The 24,275-nt window shown below is 68.8% G+C and carries 25 protein-coding genes and 1 tRNA gene; 15 read left to right on the top strand and 11 right to left on the bottom strand.

The genetic code is table 11. The annotated features are described in order from the left end of the window. Positions 1–43 precede the first annotated feature (43 nt). Positions 44–277, top strand: coding sequence for a hypothetical protein (locus ID574_RS27790; protein WP_188191886.1), 234 nt, complete (start codon positions 44–46; stop codon positions 275–277). Between the two features lie 200 nt (positions 278–477). On the opposite strand, the gene ID574_RS27795 is transcribed toward ID574_RS27790, so the two are convergent. Together ID574_RS27795 and ID574_RS27800 are read right to left on the bottom strand one after the other, a co-directional pair. After that, a complete protein-coding gene (locus ID574_RS27795; RefSeq protein WP_188191887.1) occupies positions 478–1,425 on the bottom strand; it encodes a cobalamin biosynthesis protein in 948 nt (315 codons plus the stop codon). Then, positions 1,409–2,224: a phosphotransferase gene (locus ID574_RS27800; RefSeq protein ID WP_188191888.1), complete on the bottom strand. Its 816-nt coding sequence runs from the start codon at positions 2,222–2,224 to the stop codon at positions 1,409–1,411. The genes ID574_RS27795 and ID574_RS27800 overlap by 17 nt, the downstream gene beginning before the upstream one ends. A gap of 355 nt (positions 2,225–2,579) precedes the next feature. On the opposite strand from ID574_RS27800, the gene ID574_RS27805 reads away from it, so the two are divergent. After that, a tRNA-Arg gene (locus tag ID574_RS27805) sits at positions 2,580–2,653 on the top strand. Positions 2,654–2,659: 6 nt separating this feature from the next. Here ID574_RS27805 and ID574_RS27810 read toward each other — a convergent pair. After that, positions 2,660–3,802: a tyrosine-type recombinase/integrase gene (locus ID574_RS27810; RefSeq protein WP_188191889.1), complete on the bottom strand. Its 1,143-nt coding sequence runs from the start codon at positions 3,800–3,802 to the stop codon at positions 2,660–2,662. A gap of 43 nt (positions 3,803–3,845) precedes the next feature. Between ID574_RS27810 and ID574_RS27815 the strand changes: the two genes are divergently transcribed. The 4 genes from ID574_RS27815 to ID574_RS27830 all read left to right on the top strand — a co-directional run bounded on the left by ID574_RS27815 (position 3,846) and on the right by ID574_RS27830 (position 7,043). Continuing rightward, complete coding sequence (locus tag ID574_RS27815) at positions 3,846–4,232, top strand: tyrosine-type recombinase/integrase (RefSeq protein WP_223167118.1); 387 nt, start codon at positions 3,846–3,848, stop codon at positions 4,230–4,232. Then, the gene (locus ID574_RS27820; RefSeq protein ID WP_223167119.1) at positions 4,229–4,531 is read left to right on the top strand and encodes a helix-turn-helix domain-containing protein; all 303 of its coding nucleotides are present in this window, start codon (positions 4,229–4,231) and stop codon (positions 4,529–4,531) included. Before ID574_RS27815 ends, ID574_RS27820 begins: the two co-directional genes overlap by 4 nt. Beyond that, on the top strand, positions 4,528–6,186 hold the full coding sequence (locus tag ID574_RS27825) for a site-specific integrase (protein WP_188191890.1): 1,659 nt from the start codon (positions 4,528–4,530) through the stop codon (positions 6,184–6,186). Before ID574_RS27820 ends, ID574_RS27825 begins: the two co-directional genes overlap by 4 nt. Before the next feature lie 185 nt (positions 6,187–6,371). Beyond that, positions 6,372–7,043, top strand: coding sequence for an IS5 family transposase (locus ID574_RS27830; protein ID WP_223167120.1), 672 nt, complete (start codon positions 6,372–6,374; stop codon positions 7,041–7,043). Between the two features lie 65 nt (positions 7,044–7,108). Here the strand turns inward: ID574_RS27830 and ID574_RS27835 are convergent, their stop codons facing one another. Both ID574_RS27835 and ID574_RS27840 read right to left on the bottom strand, forming a co-directional pair. After that, the gene (locus ID574_RS27835) at positions 7,109–7,360 is read right to left on the bottom strand and encodes a zinc finger domain-containing protein (RefSeq protein ID WP_223167121.1); all 252 of its coding nucleotides are present in this window, start codon (positions 7,358–7,360) and stop codon (positions 7,109–7,111) included. Positions 7,361–8,069: 709 nt separating this feature from the next. Next, positions 8,070–8,954, bottom strand: a complete 885-nt coding sequence (locus ID574_RS27840) for a LysR family transcriptional regulator (protein ID WP_188191892.1) — start codon at positions 8,952–8,954, stop codon at positions 8,070–8,072. A 120-nt stretch (positions 8,955–9,074) separates the two neighbouring features. Between ID574_RS27840 and ID574_RS62270 the strand changes: the two genes are divergently transcribed. The 4 genes from ID574_RS62270 to ID574_RS27860 all read left to right on the top strand — a co-directional run bounded on the left by ID574_RS62270 (position 9,075) and on the right by ID574_RS27860 (position 13,179). Then, entirely contained in the window at positions 9,075–9,422 is a 348-nt protein-coding gene (locus tag ID574_RS62270; RefSeq protein WP_188191893.1) for an SDR family NAD(P)-dependent oxidoreductase, read from the top strand. Beyond that, positions 9,338–9,787 carry an SDR family NAD(P)-dependent oxidoreductase gene (locus ID574_RS62275; protein ID WP_188191894.1) on the top strand — a complete coding sequence of 150 codons (450 nt, stop codon included), beginning with the start codon at positions 9,338–9,340 and terminating at the stop codon, positions 9,785–9,787. Before ID574_RS62270 ends, ID574_RS62275 begins: the two co-directional genes overlap by 85 nt. A gap of 464 nt (positions 9,788–10,251) precedes the next feature. Beyond that, positions 10,252–11,718, top strand: a complete 1,467-nt coding sequence (locus ID574_RS27855; protein WP_223167122.1) for a serine hydrolase domain-containing protein — start codon at positions 10,252–10,254, stop codon at positions 11,716–11,718. 219 nt (positions 11,719–11,937) lie between these two features. Further along, entirely contained in the window at positions 11,938–13,179 is a 1,242-nt protein-coding gene (locus ID574_RS27860) for a serine hydrolase domain-containing protein (RefSeq protein WP_188191895.1), read from the top strand. Between the two features lie 693 nt (positions 13,180–13,872). On the opposite strand, the gene ID574_RS27865 is transcribed toward ID574_RS27860, so the two are convergent. Beyond that, positions 13,873–14,907, bottom strand: coding sequence for a pentapeptide repeat-containing protein (locus ID574_RS27865; RefSeq protein ID WP_223167134.1), 1,035 nt, complete (start codon positions 14,905–14,907; stop codon positions 13,873–13,875). A gap of 385 nt (positions 14,908–15,292) precedes the next feature. Next, on the bottom strand, positions 15,293–16,078 hold the full coding sequence (locus tag ID574_RS27870) for a TetR/AcrR family transcriptional regulator (RefSeq protein ID WP_223167123.1): 786 nt from the start codon (positions 16,076–16,078) through the stop codon (positions 15,293–15,295). Between the two features lie 84 nt (positions 16,079–16,162). Here ID574_RS27870 and ID574_RS27875 point away from each other — a divergent pair, with 84 nt between their 5' ends. Further along, positions 16,163–17,110, top strand: coding sequence for a zinc-dependent alcohol dehydrogenase (locus ID574_RS27875; RefSeq protein WP_188191897.1), 948 nt, complete (start codon positions 16,163–16,165; stop codon positions 17,108–17,110). 308 nt (positions 17,111–17,418) lie between these two features. On the opposite strand, the gene ID574_RS27880 is transcribed toward ID574_RS27875, so the two are convergent. Both ID574_RS27880 and ID574_RS27885 read right to left on the bottom strand, forming a co-directional pair. Then, on the bottom strand, positions 17,419–17,691 hold the full coding sequence (locus ID574_RS27880; protein WP_188191898.1) for a hypothetical protein: 273 nt from the start codon (positions 17,689–17,691) through the stop codon (positions 17,419–17,421). Positions 17,692–17,925: 234 nt separating this feature from the next. After that, on the bottom strand, positions 17,926–18,108 hold the full coding sequence (locus ID574_RS27885; RefSeq protein ID WP_188191899.1) for a Tn3 family transposase: 183 nt from the start codon (positions 18,106–18,108) through the stop codon (positions 17,926–17,928). Positions 18,109–18,638: 530 nt separating this feature from the next. On the opposite strand from ID574_RS27885, the gene ID574_RS27890 reads away from it, so the two are divergent. The 4 genes from ID574_RS27890 to ID574_RS27905 all read left to right on the top strand — a co-directional run bounded on the left by ID574_RS27890 (position 18,639) and on the right by ID574_RS27905 (position 22,153). Continuing rightward, complete coding sequence (locus tag ID574_RS27890; RefSeq protein ID WP_218156036.1) at positions 18,639–18,977, top strand: PadR family transcriptional regulator; 339 nt, start codon at positions 18,639–18,641, stop codon at positions 18,975–18,977. Further along, complete coding sequence (locus tag ID574_RS27895) at positions 18,974–19,990, top strand: permease prefix domain 1-containing protein (protein ID WP_188191901.1); 1,017 nt, start codon at positions 18,974–18,976, stop codon at positions 19,988–19,990. The genes ID574_RS27890 and ID574_RS27895 overlap by 4 nt, the downstream gene beginning before the upstream one ends. A gap of 24 nt (positions 19,991–20,014) precedes the next feature. Further along, positions 20,015–20,980 (top strand): NAD(P)-dependent alcohol dehydrogenase, encoded by a 966-nt coding sequence (locus ID574_RS27900; protein WP_188191902.1) that lies wholly within the window; start codon positions 20,015–20,017, stop codon positions 20,978–20,980. A gap of 132 nt (positions 20,981–21,112) precedes the next feature. After that, positions 21,113–22,153: a hypothetical protein gene (locus tag ID574_RS27905; protein WP_188191903.1), complete on the top strand. Its 1,041-nt coding sequence runs from the start codon at positions 21,113–21,115 to the stop codon at positions 22,151–22,153. 266 nt (positions 22,154–22,419) lie between these two features. On the opposite strand, the gene ID574_RS27910 is transcribed toward ID574_RS27905, so the two are convergent. Then, positions 22,420–23,364 (bottom strand): dihydrofolate reductase family protein, encoded by a 945-nt coding sequence (locus tag ID574_RS27910; RefSeq protein WP_188191904.1) that lies wholly within the window; start codon positions 23,362–23,364, stop codon positions 22,420–22,422. Positions 23,365–23,389: 25 nt separating this feature from the next. Next, the gene (locus ID574_RS27915) at positions 23,390–24,100 is read right to left on the bottom strand and encodes a P-loop NTPase family protein (RefSeq protein WP_188191905.1); all 711 of its coding nucleotides are present in this window, start codon (positions 24,098–24,100) and stop codon (positions 23,390–23,392) included. Positions 24,101–24,275 lie beyond the last annotated feature (175 nt).

Below are 24,275 nucleotides of genomic sequence, written 5' to 3' on the forward strand. Positions count from 1 at the left end.
GTTTCGGGGGCCTTGACGCTCTAAGGACCACAGGGGGATCTCCGTGGAACCCGCAGACGGCCGCATCATCTTATTCATCCTCCTCGGCCTGGCCGTATTCGCCCTCGGCCGCCGCTTCCAAACCATGATCCTCATGCGTCAGGTGTGGAAGCAGAGCGCCAAGCAGGTCACTGCCAGGAAGGTCGTCGCGCACAACGCGGCGAAGGCAATGATCGGAATAACGCTGATCTCGGTTTTCGTGATCTGGTTGGTGCTCAACCTGAACCGTGTCATGTGAAAAGCAGCTCATGGCTGATTACCTGATCGCGTGATGGCCGGACAATTGGCCGGTATGCCGGTTTACCGCCCATTTGTCCGGCGCACGACAGGCGAAGTCATACCGCGGAACAACACGGAACCCGCGGCGGCCTGCGCGCGGCTCCGGACGGGGGAGCCGCGCGCCTCCGCATGTACGAAATAGACCCGGAACTCAGGAAGTCACGAGGCTCCGCGGCTTCGGCCGACGGCCGAGACGACGCCAGAAGCGAGAACGGCGGCGCCGGCGGCGGCCAGGCTAACCGCCCGCGTCAGGCGTACCGCACGGCGGATGTCCCCGACCCCGGGCTTGGGCCCGTCGCCCATGGTCGGCCGGTGCTCGGTCCGTCCTCCGTAGACGTTCGTGCCGCCGAGGGTGACCCCGAGCGCGCCGGCGAACGCGGCCTCGCAACGCCCGGCGTTCGGACTGGGATGCCGATGCCCGTCCCGCCGCAAAACCCGCATCGCCCCCCGCCGATCCGGCCCGGCCAGGACCGTGAGCAGCCCCGTCACCCGCGCGGGCACGTAGTTCGCCACGTCGTCGAGCCGTGCCGCCGCCCACCCGAACCGCCGGTAACGCGGCGACCGGTGTCCGATCATGGCATCCAGCGTGTTGACCGCCCGGTACGCCAGCAGCCCCGGAATCCCCGCCACCGCCCCCCAGAACAGCGGCGCGACGACGGCGTCGGAGGTGTTCTCGGCGAGCGACTCGACGGTCGCCCGCGCCAACTCGGGCGCCTCCAGGGCAGAGGGATCCCTGCCGCACAGGTGCGGGAGCCGGCCTCTGGCCCGCTCCAGGTCGTCGCGTTCGAGCGCGTCGGCCATGTGGACGCCCTCGCGCTCCAGCGTGGTCCCCCCGAGCACCGCCCAGGTGGCTAAGGCCGTCGCCGCCGTACGCGCCACAGGGTTGGACACCCGCTGCGCCGCCATCCCCAAGGCGGCCGCACCTCCGACGCAGACCGCGACGTGGACGACTCCACGCGCCTTGTGATCGCCGTACAGGGCCTTCTCCAGCCTCGCCGCCGCGCGGCCGAACACCGCGACCGGATGCGCGGCGCTACGGGGATCACCGATCAGCCGATCGAGTGCCACGCCGAGAGCCAGTCCCAGGGGGTCATACCAAATGGGCATGAAGCTCATCTTCGTGCACATCCAGCCAGGCCGCCGCCCTCCGGATGCGCTCACCCGCTCCGCCCGCCCACATCTTCGCCCAGTTGCCCCCGGCCGCGGCGCGGCCGCGCATGACCACGTAGGAACGATGGAACCGGAGCCGGGCCAACTCGATCAGCCGACGCCGCTCCCGAGCCGGGACACCGTAGGCGTCACAGAAGAGCCGCAGCCGAGCGCCCACATCGACGTTGCGGAGCAGCGGGGGCCGATCGACGGGATCAGCGATGGGGGCCCAGTGCCGCAAGGTCGTCACAACGTCGAACAGCCTGGTGGTAGGCCGGGCGAGATCAAAATCAATCAACGCATAAGGCACGAACCCCGCGTCCGCCGTCGTGCCTCCGGCTCCCCCCGCCCGAAACACCACGTTGTCCGGCGTCAAATCACAATGCCCGATGACTTCCGGCTCCCTGTCATCGTTGGACCCGCCTTCCCACCCCTCCATCGTCAACGGAAAACCGGCGGTCGCATCGTGGAAGGCCCGCAACAGCCCACCTAAGCACCCCAGAGCCTCATCGCTCGCGCTCTCCAGCCGAAGCCCCGTGGTGCCGGGAAGATAGGTCAGAACCTCCCGCCCAAGCCCATCCATCCCCAAGACCCGCGGCGCCCCCGCGAACCCCACGACCTCGAGGTGCCTGAGCAAGGCATGCACAGCAGGCGTAGACGAACTGACCGGCCTCCGAACGGTGTCCCCGACCCGCACCACCCCGTCAGTCACATCCCCACCCTGCAGGGGTATCTCATGCAGGAGCGTCGCGACCATGCCACGACAGCTTAGACCTTCCCACCCCCCCACCCGCCCCGCCTTTTGCCTCCGTCCCCTCCGTCCCCCTCCACCGACCCCCTTGTCCCCCTTGACCCCCTTGACCCCCTTGACCCCCGGGAAGCGTTGGAAGCCCCGATGCCCGCCCTTCAACCCCGCCCGCACATATCTGCCCCTCATGGAACAACCTCGGAAGCCTCCAGAACCCCGGTCACGCCTCGCGCCGCACCCCCGGCTGACCTCGAGGACCACGGGTCCCGCGAGCACCGCTCGCACTGATGTGACGGGGCTGACGGACTGACACGGTGAAAACCTGTGCATGACAAGTCGCCGGATCATGCACAATAAGGCGGGAGCGCCCTTAGCTCAGCTGGATAGAGCACCGGACTTCTAATCCGACGGTCGCAGGTTCGAATCCTGCAGGGCGCGCTTGGATCAAGGCTTGGGCCTGCGGTTTCTGGGAGACCCAGAATCCGATGGTCTAGCTGAACGGATCGGGGAGACCGAAGGGAGACCTTCAGTTTCGGACGGTTCGCCCACGGCCACGGCCCGGGGGACCAGAGACACGCTCGCTTCCGCCGCTTCCCGCGCCAACTCCGGCAGCACGTTCGTGTACGTGTCGCTCGTGATCGCCAAAGACGAGTGCCGCAACATCGCCGACGTCGTCTTCATGTCGTTGCCCGCCGCGAGGCTGAGCGTCGCCGCGCCGTGGCGGAGGTCATGCAGCCGGATCGGCGGCAGGCCGGCCGAGAACGCCAGCCGCTCGAAGTACTCGCTCACCCAGCTCGGCTTCAGCTCGGTGCCGTCCTCCTGAGTAAAGATCCGGCCCGTCTCTGTCCATGAGCCGCCCCACGCCAGCTTTTCCTCCTTCTGGCGCTTGCGGTGGAGCCGCAGCACGTCCAAGGTGGCCCGGTCGAGCGCGACCGGCGCGTCACTGGACTGCGTCTTCGGCTGGCCCTCCTTCACCTCGCGATCCACGATCGTGAGCTGCTTCTTCACCCACAGCACGCCGTCGTCCAAGTCGAGATCCACCCAGCGGGCGCCGCACGCCTCGCCACGGCGCAAACCCCGGAACGCCACCAAGTGGAACAGGGCGTACAGGCGGTCCCCGGCGATGTGGTCGAGGAACGCGCCGAGTTGCGCCGGCGTCCACACCATCACCGGCGACGGCCGCAGGTCCGTTATCGCCCACACCTTGACGGCAGACGTGGGCGGCTCGTTCGGATCCGCACGCACGGCGGCCAGCCGCGCCTGGAACGCCTCGTTGAACGCTGCGACGCGCGATCGCGTCCACACGACGCCCTTCGGCCGGGGCGCCGACTCCAGAGCCACCAGAGCCGCCGCGTTGAACGTGACGAGATGCTCTCGCTCCGCGTCGGCCAGCACGGTCCGGATCGTCGCCTTGATCCGCTGCTTCGTCGCCGGTCCCGTGATGCGCTTGCCGCGCACTGAGGCGCGCACCGCCGGATCGTCCGACGCGCGGGCGGCCAGGATCGCGGCGTTCTTCTCGTCGATCCGCTCGAAGACCCTCTCCACCACCGGCGCGAACAGCTTGTCCAGCCGAACGCCGTCGAGCACCTCACCGAAGTGTGCGTCATGGTGGGAGATGTAGCCGATCAGCGTGGACTCGCGGACGTCCCGCAGGCGCTTACGCCGCGGCGACGACCACACCCGGCCCGGAGTGGCCCTGCTGCTGTCGGAGCGCAAGAACACCGACGGCTCGGTCGCCCGCGTCGGCGATGAGACGCTCCGGGCCGCGCTGGCCAGGGCCGCCGCCGTCCATCTGCCGGAATGGGCCGACGTCCTGACCCCGCACGTGCTGCGGCACTTCTGCGCCTCCCAGCTCTATCAGCAGGGCATGGACCTGATCGCCATCCAGCAGTTGCTCGGCCATGCATGGATCGCCACCACGATGAAGTACGTGCACGTCACCGGCACTCACATTGAGGACGCCTGGGCTGCGGGCCAGCAGCGCGCGGCCACCCGGCTGGAAGGACTGCGGCGATGAAGTGGAATCTGCGGCTGGCGGCTGCCAACCGCGGCATCTGGAAGGCCAGCCAGCTGCAGCGGATGCTCGCCGAGCACGGCCTGAAGATCAGCGCTGGGAAGGTGTCCGGCCTGTGGTCGGGCGAGCCGGCCAGCATCAAGCTCGACGACCTTAACGTCATCTGCACGGTGCTGAACTGCGGCGTCGAGGAACTTCTGATCCCCGAACCGGACAAGGTGCGCAAGACCGACGACCAGCAGACAGCCCCGGCGGCGGGCCGCGGCCTCGAACGCGCCGATGGTGACACCACGCCAGCGTGACGGCCGCTCGCTGCCGCCCCCGTGAGATGCCGTACTCCGCCGACCGCAGCCCGGCCAGCTGCATCGACTGCATGGCCTGGGGCATCTTGAACGGGCGACGCTGCACCGCCTGCACCCTCTGGCGCAACAAGCACCGCGGCGACGAGCAACCCTGCGCCGGGTGCGGCCGGTCGGCCCTGCTGCGCAACCATCACTGCCGCATGTGCTGGAACCAGGCCCGGACCGAGGCTCACGCGACCGGCTCAGCGGGCGGAAGGGCCATCGCCTCCCGCTTCCTGGACCAGGTCGGCGCCTTCCATCAGCTGTTCTTCGCCGGCATGCTCAACAGCCGAGGCGCCTCAACGACCCCGCCCCGCACCCACAATCGGCGGGGCGCGCCTCGCAAACCGCCCCCTGAACCTGCCCGGCACCCGCCGATCCGCTGGATCCAGCTCCGACTGCTCGAGGCACGCCGCGACTTCACCCGCTTCGACGCCGCCACCGACGCCGACCCCGGCAACCCCTGGCTGAGGTGGGCAAACTATGTCGCCCACCAGCTCGGCGAGACCCACGGCTGGCGCCGAGGCATGCACGACAACGTCCGGAGGGCCTTAACCGTCCTGCTGTCCCGACACACCGCCGGCGACGTCATCCGCTACTCCGAGCTGTTCCCTGCCATCCGGGCCATGGACATCAGCGTCGAACGTGTGGCCGAGGTCCTGACCGAGATGGGTGTGCTCATCGACGACCGGCGCCCCTCCTTCGAAGTCTGGCTGGAGCGCAAGCTCGACGGCCTGGCCGACGGCATCCGCGCCGAGACCGAGCACTGGCTACGAACCCTGGCCCGGGGAGGTCCCCGCACCGCAGCGCGCAAGCCGGACACCGTCTGGACTCACATGAACAACGTCCAGCCTGTTCTTCTGGCCTGGTCACAGCGCTATGACCATCTGCGCGAGATCACTCGCGAGGACGTTCTGGCTGCCCTCGCTGATCTGACAGGCTCCCGCCGGATCCAGCTGCTGATCTCGCTGCGCTCGTTGTTCGCCTTCTGCAGGAAGACCGGGAAGATCTTCCGCAACCCCACACGCGGCATCAAGGTCGGGCAGCAGCCCTACCGGCTCGCGCAGCCACTCGCCTCGACCGACATTGATCAGGCCGTTCAGACAGCCACCACTCCGGCGGCCCGGCTCGCCCTCATGCTCGCCGCCGTTCACGCCGCCCGCCCCGGCGCGATTCGCGCCCTGCTGCTGGAAGACGTCGACCTCGGCAACCGACGGCTCACCATCGCCGGATGCCCTCGGCCGATCGACGACTTCACCCACCAGATCCTGCTCGAATGGCTGGACCACCGCCGCACCCGCTGGCCCAGCACCGCCAACTCGCACCTGCTCATCAACCAGATGAGCGCCCACGGAACGGGCCCGGTCAGCACCATCCACTTCGCCAAGACCCAACTGCGTGGTCAGGCCGCAACCCTCGAACGCCTGCGCGTCGACCGCCAGCTCGACGAAGCCCTCACGCACGGCCCCGACCCTCTCCACCTCTCCGCCGTCTTCGGACTGGACCCCAAGACCGCCATCCGCTACGCCGAGAACGCCCGAGCCCTCCTGGCAGCCATGATCGAGGAACAAGACCCCGCCAGTCGTGACGAACCCAAGGGTCCAAACGCCCTATGAAAGCTGAAGACCCCCAGGTTCATCCTGAAGACCCTTCAGTTCGCCTGAACTCTGGGATTTCCGGGGGTCTCAGAGGGCGTTATGAGAGGGCATGAGGCTTTGATGTCTTTGTTTCTGTAGGGATTTTCCGGAATTCGGTTGACGTTGCGTGTGGGTGCGCTGCACTGACAGTTATGGGCGAGCGCATGCCATACCCCAGCGATCTCTCCGATGAACGCTGGGAGCTGATCCGGCCGATCATCTCGGCATGGAAAGCACAGCACCCGTCAGTCAGTGGCCACCAGGGCCACTACGACATGAGGGAGATCGTCAACGCGATCCCGTACCAGGCGCGGACCGGCTGCCAGTGGCGCTACCTGCCGCATGACCTCCCGCCGTACAGCGCCGTGTACTACTACTTCTCCACCTGGCGCGATGACGGCACCGATCAGACCATCCATGACCTGCTGCGCTGGCAGGTGCGTGAGCGAGCGGGCCGGGCCGAGGATCCCAGCGCCGTCATCTTGGACACCCAGACCGTGCACACCTCGGCCAACGCCCCCGCCGACACCACCGGACTGGATCCGGGCAAGAAGAGCCGAGGCCGCAAACGCGGCATCGCCTCCGATGTGCTCGGGCTGGTGATCGCCGTGGTGGTGGCCGCGGCCAGCGTGCACGACAACGCCATCGGAACGGCGCTGCTGGACAAGGTCGCCGCCGCCAACCCCAGTGTGACCAAGGCGTGGACCGATGCCGGGTTCAAGAACGCGGTCGCCGCGCACGGCGCCGGCCTGGGCATCGACGTGGAGGTGGTGCACCGCGACCCGCACACCCTGGGGTTCGTGCCGCTGTCCAAGAGGGAGGAGCAGCGGGCGTAGCCGATGCGAATGTCGGCGGTCCGGGCGTCGGGGTCGACCGGGGCCGGCGGCGGGGTACCGGGCCGTCAGGGCCGGCCGGGTCCCCGGTCGGTGGGGGTGAGTACCCGCAGGTGCTTGGTCAGCCGCGGCACTTTGGTGAACCGGCCGGTGTGATAGCTGCCGGCGACCGCCCCCGACCGTGCTCGGCAGGGCGAACCGGCTTCAACGCCGCAGCGCGGGCACGGGTGGTGTTCCACCTCATCGGCGTCGCGGGTGTTATTGTCCGCGGATTCGGCGGCGGGATCCGAACGTTCGCGGGGGCGTGAGGCGTCGGCCATGCCCGAATCCTCTCACAAACATTTCTCACAACATGAGGGATCGACCACTTGCGTGAGACCAGGTTTTGAGAGGGATTCGAGGGCTTGCCGGTTCGCCGTCACGCTGACGGCGGACCTTGTCTCAGAATCGAGCGTTTCTGAGAATCAGATACCCGGTCGAGGACGCACACCGTGGCCCGGCACTCGGGTCCGTGTCACCAGACGCAAAGTAGCTGTGAGTAACTGGGGGCTCCCGGACGGCTTGACATAAAGCTGTTAGCGAGCAACGCGGCCTGCGGAAACGTCTCCGCCGTCGTTATCGCGGTGGCGAGCGCCGGACTCATCCCCGAACGCCCGGACTGAAACTCGTGGCTGGGCACCGCAGCCGTCACCCGCTGTGGCCTGCGGCAACGCTCTACTTTGGGGCTCGTTGCACGGACCCGGGCGGAGGGCCCGTATTCGGTGGCAGCACGACGGCGCCCCTATTCGGGGGGCAGACCAAGTACGGGAGAAAGGGGCAGTCACGTCTCTGCCCACAGCTAGTTCGTGGTCCTGGGCGCGTGGGGGGTGGCACAACGCCGTGCTCCTCGCGGGCCGGGCGGCCGCGCCGGCTGCTGGTGCGACTGCTGCTGGCGGCAGCCGTTTTCGCGGTGGTGACGTGGGTGTGGAGCTGGCAGGCCGGGCTGGCGGCCGCAGCGGGAAGGAAGGGCCACGTGCCCAAGATGCACGCTCAGGCGGAAAGGGCGCCTATGTCGGCGGCGACTCGGGCGAAGGCCCGGATGAGGTGGCTCTCGGTGGCTGTGCGCCAGATCAGCGCCCATCGCGCCGAAGGGGCGTCGCGGATGGGAACGTACGCGATGTCGGGCCGGGCGAAATAGCGCGCGGCGTGCGCATGGGCGGGCGAGACGGCCTCGCCGTTGGACAGTAGGGGGAGCATTTCCGCTGAGCTCGTGACGGCGGGGCCGATGGGGATCGGCCGGCCGCTGGGCGTGTGCCGGGGGACGAGCGCCTCGCGCCAGTAGTCCGGCTTGGCGCCGCTCATGACCACCTCATCGGCGAGGTCTTCGTAGGAGATCGATGGTCGGCCTGCGAGCCGATGCTTGGTGCCAACGGCCAGGACAACGGGCTCGATGTAGACGGTGGGGCCGACGGTGAGGTCTGGTTCTTCGACCGGCAGCCAGACGATCTGCACATCGACCGCTCCCGCGCGTAGCAGGCCGAAGGGATCGCTGAAACTGACGTAACGAAGATGAATGTCGCAGTCGGGGTGGCGGGACTGGAAGGTGTCGAACAACGGGCGCAGGTCTTCATGGTTGGCGTTGACCATGCCGATCCGGAGCTGGCCCGTCTTGCCCTGGGCAGCCAGTTTGGCCCGGTGCATGCCGTCCTGCAGCCCGGTGTAGACGGGCCAGAGGTCGTCGCGGAGCTGCCGGCCGAGGGCGGTCAGCCGGACCGCGCGGTTGGTGCGCTCGAACAGCGGGGCGCCGATCTGGCGTTCCTGTTTCTTGATGGCCTGGGTGATGCGGGCGGGGCTGACGCGCAGCCGTTCGGCGGTCCGCCCGAAGTGCAGCTCTTCGGCCAGAGTCAGGAAGATCTCGATGTCGCGAAGTTCCACGATCCTCCTTGGCATTAACCCGAGGGTTAATACCGCCTTGCGTAGGTTGTCGTTGTTTTAGGTAATGGTGCGCGTTGATCCTAGTCGCCGGGAGATTCAGAGCACTTCTGGAGTGACGAGATGACGCCTTTGGCGGGCAAGACGGCGTTGGTGACCGGGGCCTCGCGCGGGATCGGCCGGGCGATCGCGCGGCGGCTGGCGGCTGATGGGGCGCTGGTGGCCGTGCACTACGGCAGCAACGACAGCGCTGCCCGGGAGACGGTGGAGCTGATCGGCAAGGACGGCGGCCCGGCCTTTCCGGTACGGGCCGAGCTGGGCGTGGTCGGGGATGTGGAGACCTGTTCGCCGCCCTTGAAACGGGCCTGGCCGCGCAGGCCCGCCAGGTGCGGCTGGACATCCTGGTCAACAACGCCGCCATCACCGCCGACTCGATCGAGACGATCACACCTGAGGCCTTCGATCGGCTGATCGCGGTCAACGCTAAGGCACCGTTGTTCATCATCCAACGGGCCCTGCCTTTGGTGAACGACGGCGGTCGCATCATCAACCTGTCCACGGTGGCGACCAGGATCGCGGTGCCCGAGCAGCCGTATGCGATGAGCAAGGCCGCCATCGAGGTGCTCAGCCGCTCCCTGGCCCAGCTGGTCGGCGGGCGGGGCATCACGGTCAACGCCGTGGCGCCCGGCCCGACGGTCACCGACATGAACCCGTGGATGCTCGACAACCCCGCGGTCCAGCAGGTGGTGGGCAGCGGTAACGCCATCCCCCGGGCCGGGCAGCCCGCCGACGTCGCCGAGGTGGTGGCCTTCCTGGCCGGCGAGGCGGGCCGCTGAGTGACCGGGCAGGTCATCGACGCCTCCGGCGGTTGCTTCCTCGGCCCGCGGGTGTGAGGACAGGCCCGGCCGCATCCCGTCGTTTCCCGGACCACACCGTTCGCCGGCACCTTTGTCCGGTCAACCGTTGCCACCGGGCGTCGGTACGTCCGGTGGCCGCCGGCAGCCGGCGTCCGTGATCGCCTCATGCCCCAGCAGCGGCATCCGCTCCTGCCGCTCCTCCAGGCCGCCGCCGAAACCCTCACGGATGACGCCGCCCCTGCTGACCAGCCCTCGCGCTCGCCTGTCGATCGTGCGATGTCGTGTCAGCGGCCGCGTCAGGACGGCAACGGCCCGGAATCAGAGCAGTCGGCGATGGTGATGCCGTGAACGGTTCGGCGATCGCAACCTCAGGAGGTACCGGTGGGGCGGCGATCTTTTCCGTTCAGTTGAATTTCGTAACAATTTTGAAGGAGCACACCAGAATGTCCGTCACCCTTTCCGAGCAGGACAAGCTCACCCTGCGGACCGCCGCGTGGGGCGCCGTCTCGTTGATGTCGGCCGCCGGCGCCGCCGGCTCGGCGCACCGGGTCGGTACCGAGGGCTCCATCGCGTTGACCTCCGCGACCGGCCTGGTCGGGCACGTGCTCGCCAAGGCGCCCAAGGGCCTGCGCGGCACGTCGGTCGCCGCGCTCGCCGACCAAGTGCTGCCGGCCTTGACCGCCTCCATGAGCCTGCTCCGGCAGCAGGCGCCGGCCGAGGCCGACAACTTCCGCCGTACCGTCCTCGTCGCCGTCGAAGCGGCCACCATGCCGCAGCAGGGCGCGCCCAGCCCCACCCTGACGGAGATGGCCCGCAAGATCACCGAGGCCCTCGACGCCGCGTCGGCCGCACCGGACCGTCCCGAGCTGCAGAAGATCATCCAGGAGATGGTCGATTCCGGTTTCGTCGGAGTGACGCTGCGCGTGCGCGACCAGCGGGGCGAGTGGGTCGGCAGCGCCGGGTCGGGCCAGCTCGGCGGGACCGAGCAGCCGCCGGTGGACGGGCACTTCCGGATCGGCAGCAACACCAAGACCTTCACCGCGACCGTGGTGTTGCAGCTGGTGGCCCAGGGCAGGATCGGGCTGGACGCCCCGGTGGCCGGCTACCTGCCCGAGTTCGGGCTGGACGAGCGGATCACGGTGCGGATGCTGCTGCAGCACACCAGCGGGGTGTTCAACTTCACCGGCGACTACTACCCCGAGTACGTGCCGGGGGTCGTCTACCAGGGCCGGGAGTGGGTGGAGGGCCGGTTCCGCACCTACCGGCCGGAGGAGCTGGTACGGCTGGCGCTGTCCAAGCCGGCCCGGTTCGAGCCGGGAACCGACTGGAGCTACTCCAACACCAACTACGTGCTGGCTCGGCTGCTGGTCGAGAAGGTCACCGGCCGCTCGCTGGGCGAGGAGATGCGGCGGCTGATCCTGCGGCCGCTCGGGCTGTCGGGCACGGTGGTGCCGGACACCTCGACGGACGTTCCCACGCCGCACGCGCACGCCTACTACCGCTATGAGGAGGACGGTCAGGAGCAGGTGGTCGACGTCACCCGCCAGAACCCGTCCTGGATCTCGACCGGCGGCGACATGATCTCGACCACCGCCGATCTGGCCACGTTCATCTCGGCGCTGCTGGGCGGCCGGCTGCTGCCGGGCGAGCTGCTGGCCGAGATGTGCACGCCGGAGGCGAAGGCCGGCTATGGCTTGGGTGTGTTCGTCCAGGACGTGCCGGGCGGCGGCAAGGTCATCACGCACAACGGCGGCATCACCGGCCACGCCGGGCTGATGTACAGCACGCCCGACGGCGGCAGGACGCTGACCGCCTCGCTGAACTACGTCGACGACGCCGCCCTGTCGATGGGGGAGGCGTTCCAGAAGGGGACGCAGCGGCTCGTCCAGGAGGTGTTCGGCGGCAAGTAGTCGGGTCGCCGCTGACAAGGATTTCGAGCTGATCGTCGTCGCCGGGGCCGGGCACCGACTCATCGGCTTTCTGCACTACTTCCGCAAGCGCGCCTGGACTTCCTGATAGGCGAGCCGATGGGCACGCAGCCGCCCGCCTCCCCCAATCCCCCTTACTCATCGACCCCGAATCGCTCGGCGACGTGTTCGCCTGAGCGCGACACCGAAAGACAAGGAACCATGAAAACCTCATCACCATCAGCGATCACGCAGGCCAAGGTTCTGCGGCGAGTGGCGGTCACGGCGCTGGCGGCAGCGCTGCTGGCCGGGGCGGCTGTGTCCGCACCCGGGGTGGCCGCCGCGGACAGCAGCGCTACCGCACCGAAAGCCGCTGCCGGGCAGGATCGCCCGGAGCTGCAGAAGGCCACGCAGGCGTTCGTCGATGCCGGCTTCCTCGGGGTGCAGGTGCGCGTGCACGATGAGCGGGGAGGGTGGGTCGGCAACGCGGGGGTACGCAAGCTGGGCACGACCGCGAAGCCGCCGACGAACGGGTCGTTCTGGGCGGGCAGCATCATCAAGCCCGTCACCGCGACCGTGGTGCTCCAGCTGGTGGCCGAGGGCAAGATCGCCCTGGACGCCCCGGTGGCCGGCTACCTGCCCGAGTTCGGGCTGGACGAGCGCATCACCGTGCGGATGCTGCTGCAGCACACCAGCGGCCTGTTCAACTACACCGGCGACTTCGACCCCAACGGGGCGTACGTGCCAGGGATCCCCGCCGCAGGCAAGGAATGGCTGGACAACCGGTTCCGCAGCTACCGGCCCGAGGAACTGGCCCGGCTGGCGTTGGCCAAGCCGGCACGGTTCGAGCCGGGGACGAACCAGATGTACGCCAACACCAACTACACGCTGGCCTTGCTGCTGATCGAGAAGGTCACCGGCCGCCCGTACGCTGAGGAGCTGCAGCGGCGGATCATGCGGCCGCTCCGGCTGCGGGGCACCATGGTGGCGGGCAACAGGACGCAGCTCCCCGGGCCGCACGCCCACGGCTACTACCGGTATGAGGAGGATGGCCTGAAGAAGGTGGTCGACGTCTCGCGCCAGAACCTCTCCCTGCTGGCCGGCGCCGGTGACCTGATCTCCACCACCCAGGATCTCCACACGTTCTTCTCCGCGCTGAACGGCGGCAAGCTCCTGCCGGCCAACCTGCTGGCCGAGATGCGCAAGCCGCACCCGAAGATGGGCTATGGCCTCGGGCTGTTCGTACAGGACCTGGGCCCGAACTGCGGCACCGTCTACCAGCACAACGGCAGCCCCCCGCACGGCTACGGGGCGTTCATGTACAGCTCACCTGACGGCAAGACGACCCTGACCGCCTCGGTGACCTGGGTGGACGAGGCCACAAGGGGCCCGGCAAAGGACTACCAGAAGCTGGTGGACAGGCTCGTCAAGGAGGTGTTCTGCGGCGGCCAGACCGCGGACTGACCAGGCCGAGCCGGCTCACCCGACGGGTTCGACCACCGCGGACCGGTACGCCGATGGGCGGACTCCTTGCGGTCGTGCACCAGGTAGAGCCTCAACAGGGCCGCGCAGAGCTCGCCGAGCTCCGCGCGGCCGGTCCACAGGCGAGGAGCTCCGCCCGCATCACCGCCGAACACGACCCCCGCTCGGCACCGCCGACACAGCAACTGACCAGACCACCCAGCCCCTGATGTTGGCCCGACCGGCATCGCCAGCTCTGCCGAACACTCAGGCCCACCTTCGACTCAACGTGCCTTACGTGCATGACAAGATCATCGATCTCTGGCCTGCGGGAAGGCGCCAGGAATCCACGATAACCATCGGTTGGGAGGGGACACTGCCCCTTTATCTCGTACTTGGTCTGGCCCCCTATTCCGGGCGATTCTGCCGACGTGCTCGCCCAGGACGCTGTCTGCCTGCTGGACATCCCCGCCCACAAGACCGGAACACCGCCCGCCCCGAGGCCTACCCCACGACCGTCACCCTCAACGGGCAACGTAAGCTCGTCTTGACGCCTCGGGACTGGACATGGCAACCAGCGTGGTGAACAGCTCAAGATCTTGTCGAACCCATTGGCTGGACGACGCACCCGATCCGGCACCGCCAAACAGACCATGCCGCGCACCGGCCTAGCGTCGGGGGCGGCTTCATCGCTCGTCAGAACCGAGTGGTTTTGTCCGTGACGGCAACCCGGCGGATCTGATCAGGCGTCATCCCTCTGACGCCTCTCAAGTCCGCGCCTTTCAGGTCCGTCCCGCTCAGGTTCGCCCCGCTCAGGTTCGTCTCGCTCAGGTCTGCCCCGCTCAGGTTCGCCCCGCTCAGGTCTGCCCAGCTCAGGTTCGCCTTGCTGAGGTTCGCCTTGCTGAGGTTCGCGTCGATCAGGGTCGCCTGAACCAGGTTCGCTCTGCTCAGGTCAGCCAAGCGAAGATCCGATCCAATGAGATTTGAATGGTCCAGGCTTGCACCGGGAGCGCGGATCTCACCGAGGTCGGCATTAAGGGGCAGATAGTACGGTTCAGCGGTTCCACGGCCGATGACGGTCAAGGCGGCCTGGATGTCAGTGGCCGGCTTCGCCGGCGGCTTGACCTCAGGATCGTGCTCGCGGACGAAGGCTGTCAGCACGTCATAGATGGTGTCGTGGTCGCGCGGGGAGTCTCGGGCCAGGCGTTCCAGCGCGTAGATCGCACCTAAGCGGACGTCGAGCCTGGATGAGCCCAGCTGCTCGATGTTCTTGATGTAGCGGTCGGTGATCTGCGCCTCGCGGGTTGCCTCCAGGGTCAGCGCGGTGTACATCAGGCCAAACGCGGTGAAGGCCACGCTCAGCACGACACCTGTTCCGCTGATCCATTGGGTGCGCGCCTGCTGGCGCTGGATCAGCAGTTCCTCGCGGTCCTTGACCGGTAGCGCGGCCAGCTCCGTCGCGGTGGGCGCCGGCACCCGCCTCGCCCGAGCCCGGTCCATCGTCTGCCGGGTCAGTGCCCAGGCGGCGAGCAGGACGGTGATGATGACCGCCGGAGCACCTGAGGCGAGCTGCGGCCACACCGGTGGCTTCTCGTAGAACTCGTGTTTCCGTGGGACCCATTCCGCCAGTAGCTGTCCTGAAACGTACGCCAGTAGGAGCACCACCAGCGTGACCGCTGTCGCCAGCCATGGCCGTCCTGCTCTCCGGGCCTTGAGCGGGTTCAGATTCATGATCTTCACTGCGGTATTGCACACCGGCCTGGTAGCAGTCCGCCTACAAAACGCTGGTTTTGACCTTCGTCATAAGACGCCACCAGTTGTCCAGCCGTTTCCGCCTGAGGGGCTCTTCAGAGGGCGTTGTGCGAGTTGATGTCAACGCCGGTCGCCAGGTGGGATCCGATACCGTGCCGCTGTGGCGAAAGACGCTCTGCGGCCGCTCGAGCAGCAAGCCTGGGCGGGGTTTCTGCTGGCTCATGACCAGCTCTGACGTACGCATTAGGCGGGGCTCGCTCGACCCCCGCCGCGCCGCCGACGCTCTCCGCGCGGCCGGCCCAGAGGCCGCTTCCGGGCGACCGTCATTGAAGCCGGTCAGCAGCTTGAAGGCCGGCCAGGTGCGCTAATCGTGCGTGATGTCCGGGTTCTGGATCAGGGCGCGGAACCCGGTCAACAATGCCTTGAGGCCTACTTCGAACTCGTCGTCGCTGCTGACCTCCGCGAGGGCGTCGGCGTGCTGCACGATCAGGGGCAAGGCCGCGGCGTCTCGGGAGCGGTACAGCAGGCGCCGGTGACGGCTCTCTTCGGGATCTGACGAGTCCAGGCCGAGGTTAAAGTTCACCGAGCCGATGATGAAGGTGGCCAGCGACGATGCGGCGGCGTACGCGAGCCGGGGGCTGAAGCCGGCGCCGATGAACAGTTCGAGGGAGTATTGCACCCCGGCCAGCGAGTTGGGGCCGAGCCGCTCGGTCCCGCGAAGGAGCGAGGCCACGCCGGGGTGCCGGAGCAGGTGCTCACGGAACAGGCGTGCGGACCACGCCGCCTTCTCGGCCCAGTCCGTGTCGCCGGGCGGAACCGAGCTCACCACGCTGAGTGACCGGTCGACCAGCAGGGTCACCAGTTCCTCGCGGTTGCGCACGTGGCGGTAGAGGGACGCCTGCGTGCAGCCGAGTCCCTCGGCGATGTTGCGCATCGTCAGCGCGGCCACCCCGCGCGTGTCGAGCAGGGCCATGGCCGTGTCGAGGACGGCATCGAGGGTCAGTGATCTGCGCCGCCGCCGCCGCGCCGGTTCGTTCTCCCGGGCAAGCCACCAGGCCGCCGTGCCCGGCCTCGGTTCCGCCCGCTGGTTCTTCCGCGGGTCATGCGGCGGCAGCTCGCTGGCCATGCCTGTCGTTGTGGGTTCGCGCACGGGACCACGATAAGGCGTAGGCGAACGCCGATCACTTATCATAAGCTAACAGCGTTCACATAGTGGCGAGTTGAAGGGATCATCATGCGCGCAGTGCGTAACACCGACCAGGGCATCCTCGTGACCGAGATCGACGAACCGGTAGCGCCCGGCGTACGCCTCACCATCGCCTCGACGGGCATCTGCGGGACCGACGTGAACTTCGCGGCCGGCGGCGTTCAGGGCTACACCGTTCAGGGCTACACCTACGGCCACGAGTTCGCCGGCACCGCCGCCGACGGCCGGAGCTATGCCGTCGAACCCACGGTTTACTGCGGACAGTGCGACCAATGCCGCACCGGCCATGTCCAGCGGTGCACTGCCCCGGAGCACGGAACGCTCGGCATATTCCGAAACGGCGGCATGTGCGATGCCGTGACGGTCTCGGAGAACATGCTCGTCCCGCTTCCGGCCGGCCTGGACGTACGCGACGCCTGCCTCGTGGAGCCGGCGTCAGTGGCCTGGCACGGCGTCCGCAGGGCGGCGCTCACGCCGGGCGAGCGGGTGGCGGTCGTTGGCGGCGGCAGCATCGGGCTGCTGGCCGTGGCCGCGGCCCGGCAGCGCGGCCACGACGTTGATATCGAGGTGCGCCACAAGCACCAGAGGATGGCTGCGGAACGTCTCGAAGCCGGCCCAACCGAAGGCCTCTACGACGTCGTGATCGACGCCGCCGGCAGCGAGTCCGGTCTCGCCCGGTGCGCCGAGTTGGCCCGCCCCGGCGGTCGCATCGTGCTGCTGGGCGTCTACGTGCACACCGTTCCCATCCCGGGCGTCGCCAGCCTGGTCAAGGAACTCACCTACGTCAACTCCATCTCCTACAGCCGGCACGACGGCATCCGCGACACCGAACAGGCCGCAGCGTTGCTCGCCGGCAACCCTGCGATCGCGCAGACGGTGATCACCCACCGCTTCCCCCTCGACGATGCCCCAGAGGCCTTCCGCGTGGCCGGTGACCGGGCCTCCGGAGCCATCAAGGTCGTCCTCCACCCCTGACAGCCCTCTCCCCGTCGCCATCACCAGCTGTGGCCTGCGGCAACGCTCTACTCGGGACTCATGGCAACCGACCCGAGGCAAAGGCGGCACTGCGACCTCAAGAGGCACACGAAGATGCAGACGAGTATCCGACAGGCCCGGCACCTGCCAGGGACGGCACTGTGATCGACTTCGAGGGGCAGGGGTGGTTTCGCGTCCTCCGAGCGGCGCCGCCAAGCCTCGTAGTCGTCCAGGTCGTCGGGGTCAGCCTCGTTCCAGTTGGTGCTGCGCGCCCACAGAAACGAGAAGAACAGCCGGTAGTCCTTGGCCTACGCCAGCCGCGAGCCGATCGCCAGGCGGGAGAAGCGGGACCGGCGGAAGAAGGCGGCCAGCCGAGGATCGATCCTGCCGTGCGGGTCGATCAGGATCGGCGTCCGGCTCTCGATGCTCAACCGGCGCTCGCGCGCGTCGATGTCCTGCCACTCATCCAGCAGCGGCAGGAACCCACGCGGGATCACGGCACCGCGAGAGGTCCAGTACAGATCCCACTGACCGCGGTACTCGTCGGAGACAGCCTCAGACGAGGCATCCACAGGAGCCACTCAGGCACCGTAGACTCCATCCTTCGCAACACGCATAGACCTTCCGGGGAAACGCTGCCGCCCGGATCCAGTCCGCCGCGGCCAAGAACCCCGACAGCGACACCGCCGAAGACGACTTCGACCGCCGGGCCCAATCAGCCGCGGACAAGAACGAGGCCCGCGACGACAACGACAACCGCTGAACGGCCGGCCTCAGCGCCACCGTCTTCGTGAGGGCGCCGGACCCCATCGCGGTCAGTCCTGTTCGTCGTCTTCGGCCGTGGCATCGCGCAGCGGCCGCAGGTTCCCCGGCGTCTCCGGCCGGATGAACGGGTAACTGCCGTGGAAATTGATGTGCTCCCAGATCAACGGGGACAGTCGGGCCCGGATCTCCGGGCGGATCACCGGGTTCCCGCCCGCCTGCAGAGAAGCTTTCACGGCGGCGTCAATATAGGCCCTCCGCCCGGGTCCGTGCAACGAGCCCCAAAGTAGAGCGTTGCCGCAGGCCACAGCGGGTGACGGCTGCGGTGCCCGGCCACGAGTTTCAGTCCGGGCGTTCGGGGATGAGTCCGGCGCTCGCCACCGCGATAACGACGGCGGAGACGTTTCCGCAGGCCGCGTTGCTCGCTAACAGCTTTATGTCAAGCCGTCCGGGAGCCCTCAGTTACTCACAGCTACTTTGCGTCGGGTGACACGGACCCGAGTGCCGGGCCACCGTGGCCTGCCCCATTTCTCGTGGTAGCTGGTGGATAGTGGTCAGTTGGATGGCCAGAGCGAAGTGATCTGGGGTGCCGTCGAAGCCGGTCAGCCAGGTCCGCGCCGAACTCCAAGCCGTGTTTGTGGGCTACGTGGCTTGCGGTGACGGGGCCCTGTCGAGCCCCTGTCGAGCCCTGTCGCGCCACCCTGAATGGTTCAACTTTATGCCGTGCTCGTCGCAATAGTGTGTGGCGCACAGTATCGTGTGGCATGTGCACGATGACGATGAGCTGCTTGCCACCCATCTCCAGGAGCTGCGGCGGGGCACCGTCGTCCTGGCCTGCCTGCTCATGCTCGACCGCCCCGACTACGGCTACGCGCTGCTCGACCGCCTCACCCGGGCGGGCCTCGCCGTCGACGCCAACACCCTCTACCCCCTCCTGCGCCGCCTGGAGAAACAGGGTCTGGTGACCAGCGACTGGAACACCGAGGAATCCCGGCCGCGCAAGTTCTACCGCACCAGCGACAGGGGCGCCGCGCTCGCCGCCGCGCTCAGTCGCGACTGGGACGAGCTCGACACCGTACTCCGCTCCCTGAAAGGCGCGTCATGACCACTCCTGCCACCACCAACACGCTCACCGACCGCTATGTCGCTGCGGTCCTGCGCCACCTGCCCAGAAGCCGGCGAAGCGGGAGCCAGCGATCCGAGGACCAGCGGCCCGACATCGACATCGAACGCGAGCTGCGGGCCTCCATCGCCGACGCCGTCGACGACCGGGTGGAGGCCGGCGCCGACCGGGCCGAGGCCGAGTTCGCGGTGCTCACCGAGCTCGGCGACCCGGCGCGGCTGGCGGCCGGTTACGCGGACCGTCCGCTCCAGCTCATCGGCCCCGCGCTCTACCTCGACTACACGCGATTACTGACCGCCCTGCTCGTGACCATCGTGCCCGCCGTGGCCGTGGCGGTGGGGCTCGTGCAGGGACTGCGCGGGGCGGGCGCGCTCGACCTGATCGGCGACACCCTCGGTGCGGCGCTCACCACCGCCGCGCACCTGGTCTGCTGGACCACGCTGCTGTTCGCGACCATCGAACGCGTCGCCGGACGCGTCACCGGAGGCGCCGCGGGACGCCGCACGCCCGCCAGGCGCTGGACGCCCGACGCGCTCCCCGAGCCGCCCACCCGCCGCGCCCGCTACGGCGAGCTGATCATCTACACCGTGGCGATGGTGCTGTTCACCACCCTCATCCTGCTCTCCCCGGTGATCAGCACCGAGACCGACGCGCACGGCGTCCCCATCGGCGTGTTCGCGCCGTGGCTGTGGCAGACCGGCTTCGTGTACGCGTTCATCGCCCTGGTGACCCTGAACCTCGCCGTCGCCTACGCCAAGCACTACGCCCGGTGGAGCGTTCCGCTCGCCGTGGCCGGGACACTGGTCGAGATCGCCTGCCCGATCGCGCTGCTCTGGCTCGCCGCCGGTGACCGGGTGCTCAACCCCGGCTTCACCCAGGCCGCCGCCTGGCCGCAGAGCGCGACCACCTGGATCAACACCGCGCTCATCGTCGTGTCCGCCCTCACGATCGTCTTCGCCGTCATCGACGGCATCGCCCGAGCCACGCGTCGCTGAACCCACACGAATCAGGAGACCGGCATGAAAGCGATCGTCTATCAGGAGTACGGCTCGCCCGACGTCGTGCGTCACGCCGACGTCGACCGTCCCGCCCCGGCCGCGGGTGAGGTGCTGGTCCGGGTGCGCGCCGCCGCGCTCAACCACGCCGACCTGCTCACCCTGCGCGGCACGCCGCTCCTGCTGCGCCTGGCGTTCGGGGTGCGGCGGCCGAAGGCCACCGTCCTGGGACGCGCCGTCGCGGGCACGGTGGCGGAGATCGGCCCGGACGTCAAGGACCTCCAGGTCGGCGACGAGGTCTTCGGCGAGGCGGCCCAGCGCGGCTTCGCCGAATACGTCGCGATCCCGGCGAAACGCCTGGCCAGGAAGCCGGAGCAGGTGACGTTCGAGCAGGCGGCCACCTTACCCGTGGCCGGGATCACAGCCTTGCAGGCGCTGCGGCTCGGCGCCGCGCGCCCCGGCACGACGGTGCTGGTCAACGGCGCCTCCGGCGGGGTCGGCACGTTCACCGTGCAACTCGCCAAGGCGCTCGGCGCCGAGGTCACCGGCGTGTGCAGCACCCGCAACGCCGAGCTGGTGCGCTCGCTCGGCGCCGACCACGTGATCGACTACACCCGCGAGGATTTCACCCGGGATACACGCCGCTTCGACGTCCTGATCGACATGGTCGGCAACCACCCGATCTCGGCGCTGCGCCGGCTCCTCGCCCCCGGCGGCATCTACATCGCCTCCCACAGCGCGGGTGGGCCGGTGCTCGGGCCCATTCCCCGGCTGCTGGCCACGGTCGCGCAGACGCCGTTCGTCCGGCAGCGGCTCCGCGTCCTGACCTCCCGGAGCACCGCCGAGGACCTGTGGACGCTCGCCGGCTTCGTCGCCGACGGCAAGGTGACACCGGTGATCGAACGCACGTATCCGCTCAGCGAGACCGCCGACGCCCTCCGGCTCCTGGAGCGGGAGCACGCCCGCGGCAAGATCGTCCTTCTGGCGTAGGACGAGGAGGCCGGGTGCCTCCAGGGCTCGGGGCCTGGCCGAAAGTACGAGATCGCGGTCGGCCGTGGGGCGGGCGCAGGTCGGGCCGGTGGCCCGATGAGCCGTCCCCGCCTCTCGTCGCAGGATCGATCCATGACCGAGCACTCGAATCCGACGCTCTCCCCGGTGGCGGCCACCGCGCCGCGGCCGCGTCCGCGTGCCTCCCGGCGTGGCGACGGCCGGCTCGTGCCCGCCGGGCTGATCGCGCTCACCGTCGTCCCGCTGATCGCCGGTGCCGTCCGGCTGACCGAGTTGTTCACCGGTGCGGAGGTCACATCCGCGAACGCGCGGTACTTCGACGCGCCGACCCCCGTGATCCTGCACATCTTCGCCGCCTCCGGCTACGGAGTCCTGGGCGCCTTCCAGTTCGCCCGCGGGTTCCGCCGCCGGCGGCCGGGCTGGCACCGGGTGTCGGGGCGGCTGCTGGTACCGCTGGGGCAGCACGTGCTGTTCTCCGTCCGGCCTGTCGTCCTCGGGGCCGTCGCCTTCCTTGGCCGGGCCGGACGGCGGCGTCTCCAGCAGGATCGTCCACGCCGTTGCCAGCCGGGCGGCCGCCACCCGCAGCCGGGGCAGGTTGCGCAGCTTCTCCTTGTCGGCCGCCCGGCCGGCCCCGGCCAGCAGCACCGTCGACATCAGCAGGTCGAACAGCAGCAGCGCGTCATCGACCGCGGTGCCCTCCAGCTGCCGCACCGTGGCCAGCAGGGTGGCCAGGCGGCGGTCCTTCTCCCGCCATTCGATCCGGAACGCCTTGGCCATCATCCCGAAGCGGGCCAGCTCGGACAGCTTCACCGGCGCCACCGCAGTGCAGTCCACCGCCCCCGTGCCCAGCCCCAGCACGTACGAGGCGCGATCCAGCGCCTGCTCCATCCCGGTGCCCGACAGCCTGGTCACCGCCGTACGCATCCACTCCAGAGTGGAGACCTTCTTACCGTCCGGCACCTGCAGGGTCGCCACCAGCTCGGCCCGCATCAGCGGCGGCGCAACCTCCGCCAGGCCGCGGTTGATCGACTCCAGCACGGCCCGGCGCACCTCGGTGACCAGCCGGGACAAGGTGGTGATACCCGGCAGCAGCACCCGGTTGGTAATCAGCCACAGCACCGCCCGATCGAACAGCTGCATGCCGCACGTCACTGAGCATGCCGCTTGGCACGGGCTGCGTTCGGTCAACTTGGCCTACGTGAAAGAAGAGATCATCGTCCTCTAACCTGCTGGAAGGGTCCTCCAACCCTAGATAACCACGCCTGGGCGGACGTCCGGCCGACAACCCGCGCCTGCCCCGCCTGGTCAGAGCGCCGGCCTGCTCGGTGAGTCCCTCTACAGAGCAGAACCGCCGCAGGCGTTACGCTGCTGCCCCGGCGAGCTGGGCCGGACCGGGCGGCGGCGGGCAGCGCGTCGCCCGCTCACCGCCCGGTGGTGTAGCGCAGCAGGACGTTGTCCGAATCGTCGAACCGGCGGGTTTCCGCCAGGGACAGCCCGTTGGCCGCCGAGGTGAAGGCGGGGGTGCCGTCACCGAGCGCGTTCGCACCGACGATCAGGTGCAGCTCGTCGACCAGGCCTGCCACGAGCAACGCGTTCCACGTGACCCGGCTGCCGAAGGTGACGATGTCGCCGTCGGAGCCGTCCTTGAGCTCTTTGACGTACGTCTGCGCCGGAGCGCGCGGGATGACGGTGGTCTGCTGCTGCCACTGCGCCACGTCGTCGCCAGTGAGGGAATCGGAGATCACGTTGACAGGGATCCGGCCGTAGATTTCACCGAATTCCCGGTGCACCTCGCCGGCCTCCGGGTTGGCCGCCTGGGCCGGCCAGAAGCCCATGAACATGCGGTAGGAGTTGGCGCCCAGCAACAGCGCGTCAGCCGCACGGATCCGCTCCAGGTTGTAGCGGTCGAAGGCCGCACCCACCACCCGAAACGTCTCCCGCAACAGCGCATCGACGTTCGCCGTGGCCCGGGTCGGCAGCGCGCCCAACTGGACCGCCGCGATCGCGGCGATGCGATGGCCGGCCAGCACCGCGACCGACTGGCGGACCGCGGTCGGGTCCAGCCGCTGTCCCCGCTCATCCCGGGCGGCCAGCGCGAACAGCAACTCCGCGCGCACCACCGGCTCCAGCGGCGCCAGCGAGAACTGGTTGACGATCAGGAACGGCGCTTGGCGATCCAGCCAGGCCGCGTCCGCCACCTCCAGGCCGTCCGCTCGCAGCCGCCGGGCGTGCAGGTCGCAGATCCCCGAGCCCGGCCGCCAATCACGCCCGCAGCCGCCGACCAGACACGCCGGAAGCGCCTCGTAGGGGGCCGCGGTGGCGACCCACGCCTCCAGGTCCTCGGCACCGGGCCGCTTGCGCATCATGTCCTTTCTCCGGACTACGGCGGCCTCAACTGTCGACGTTCGCACCCGTTGCCAGTTCGAGGCGGGCCATTGCTTCCGCGGCCACCTCGTGAACCGACCGGCCGTCAGTGTCGATGCGGAGATCGCCTGCTCCAGCGCGGTTGAGAGCCTCGGCCTCGCCCGCCGCCCTCTCGGCGACGCGGCGCAGGGCGCCTTGGTCCAGCCCCTTCAGGGCGTCGCCCGGCATCGCTGGCCCGCCTCCCCGACCACGCTGCACGACGCGCTCGTGCAACGTGGTCGGGGAGGCGTGGAGGCGGCACACCGTCAGCGCCGTATCAGGAAGCAAGTCGGCGTAACCGCGGACGATTTCGTCAGAGTCGGCCTCCCCGGAGACGATCAGATACCTGGCCCCAACCGCGCGATACTCAGCCCAGAGGGCCGCGAGATTGCGTGTTTTGAGGCGGTGGTTGTCCTCATCGTCGTCCGTGGAAGGGCGCAGTGCAGCGATCTGTTCCACATCGACATAGGCAGCTCGCACGCCGGTCCGGTAGATGTGCCTAAAGATCTCGTAGCCGATCGTCGATTTCCCGACCGCCGTTGCACCCGAGAACCACAGCAGGGGAACCTTCGCCGCAGCAGGGACGGCATCAACCTGCGATGTCAGTGCGTAACTCTGCCGGTCAACGAGACCGCGGGGCGTCGCGGTGGGGTGGCCCCACGGCCATCCACGAGTCCGCTCACGCACCAACTGGGCCACCTCGGACACCGTCAAGCCGTCGGTATCTACGCACACATCGGCGTACTGTAGTGCTGCGTTCCTCAAAGGGTGTAGGTGAACCGTCGGCGTAGCTGCCGTGGTGGCGGTGGTGGGCGTCCCCAGACCCAGGGTTTGGCCTGGGTGTTGAGCTGGGCGGTGGCGATGCGGGTGGCGT

It is taken from the genome of Nonomuraea sp. SYSU D8015 (assembly GCF_008065375.1).
Taxonomy (GTDB): Bacteria; Actinomycetota; Actinomycetes; order Streptosporangiales; family Streptosporangiaceae; genus Nonomuraea.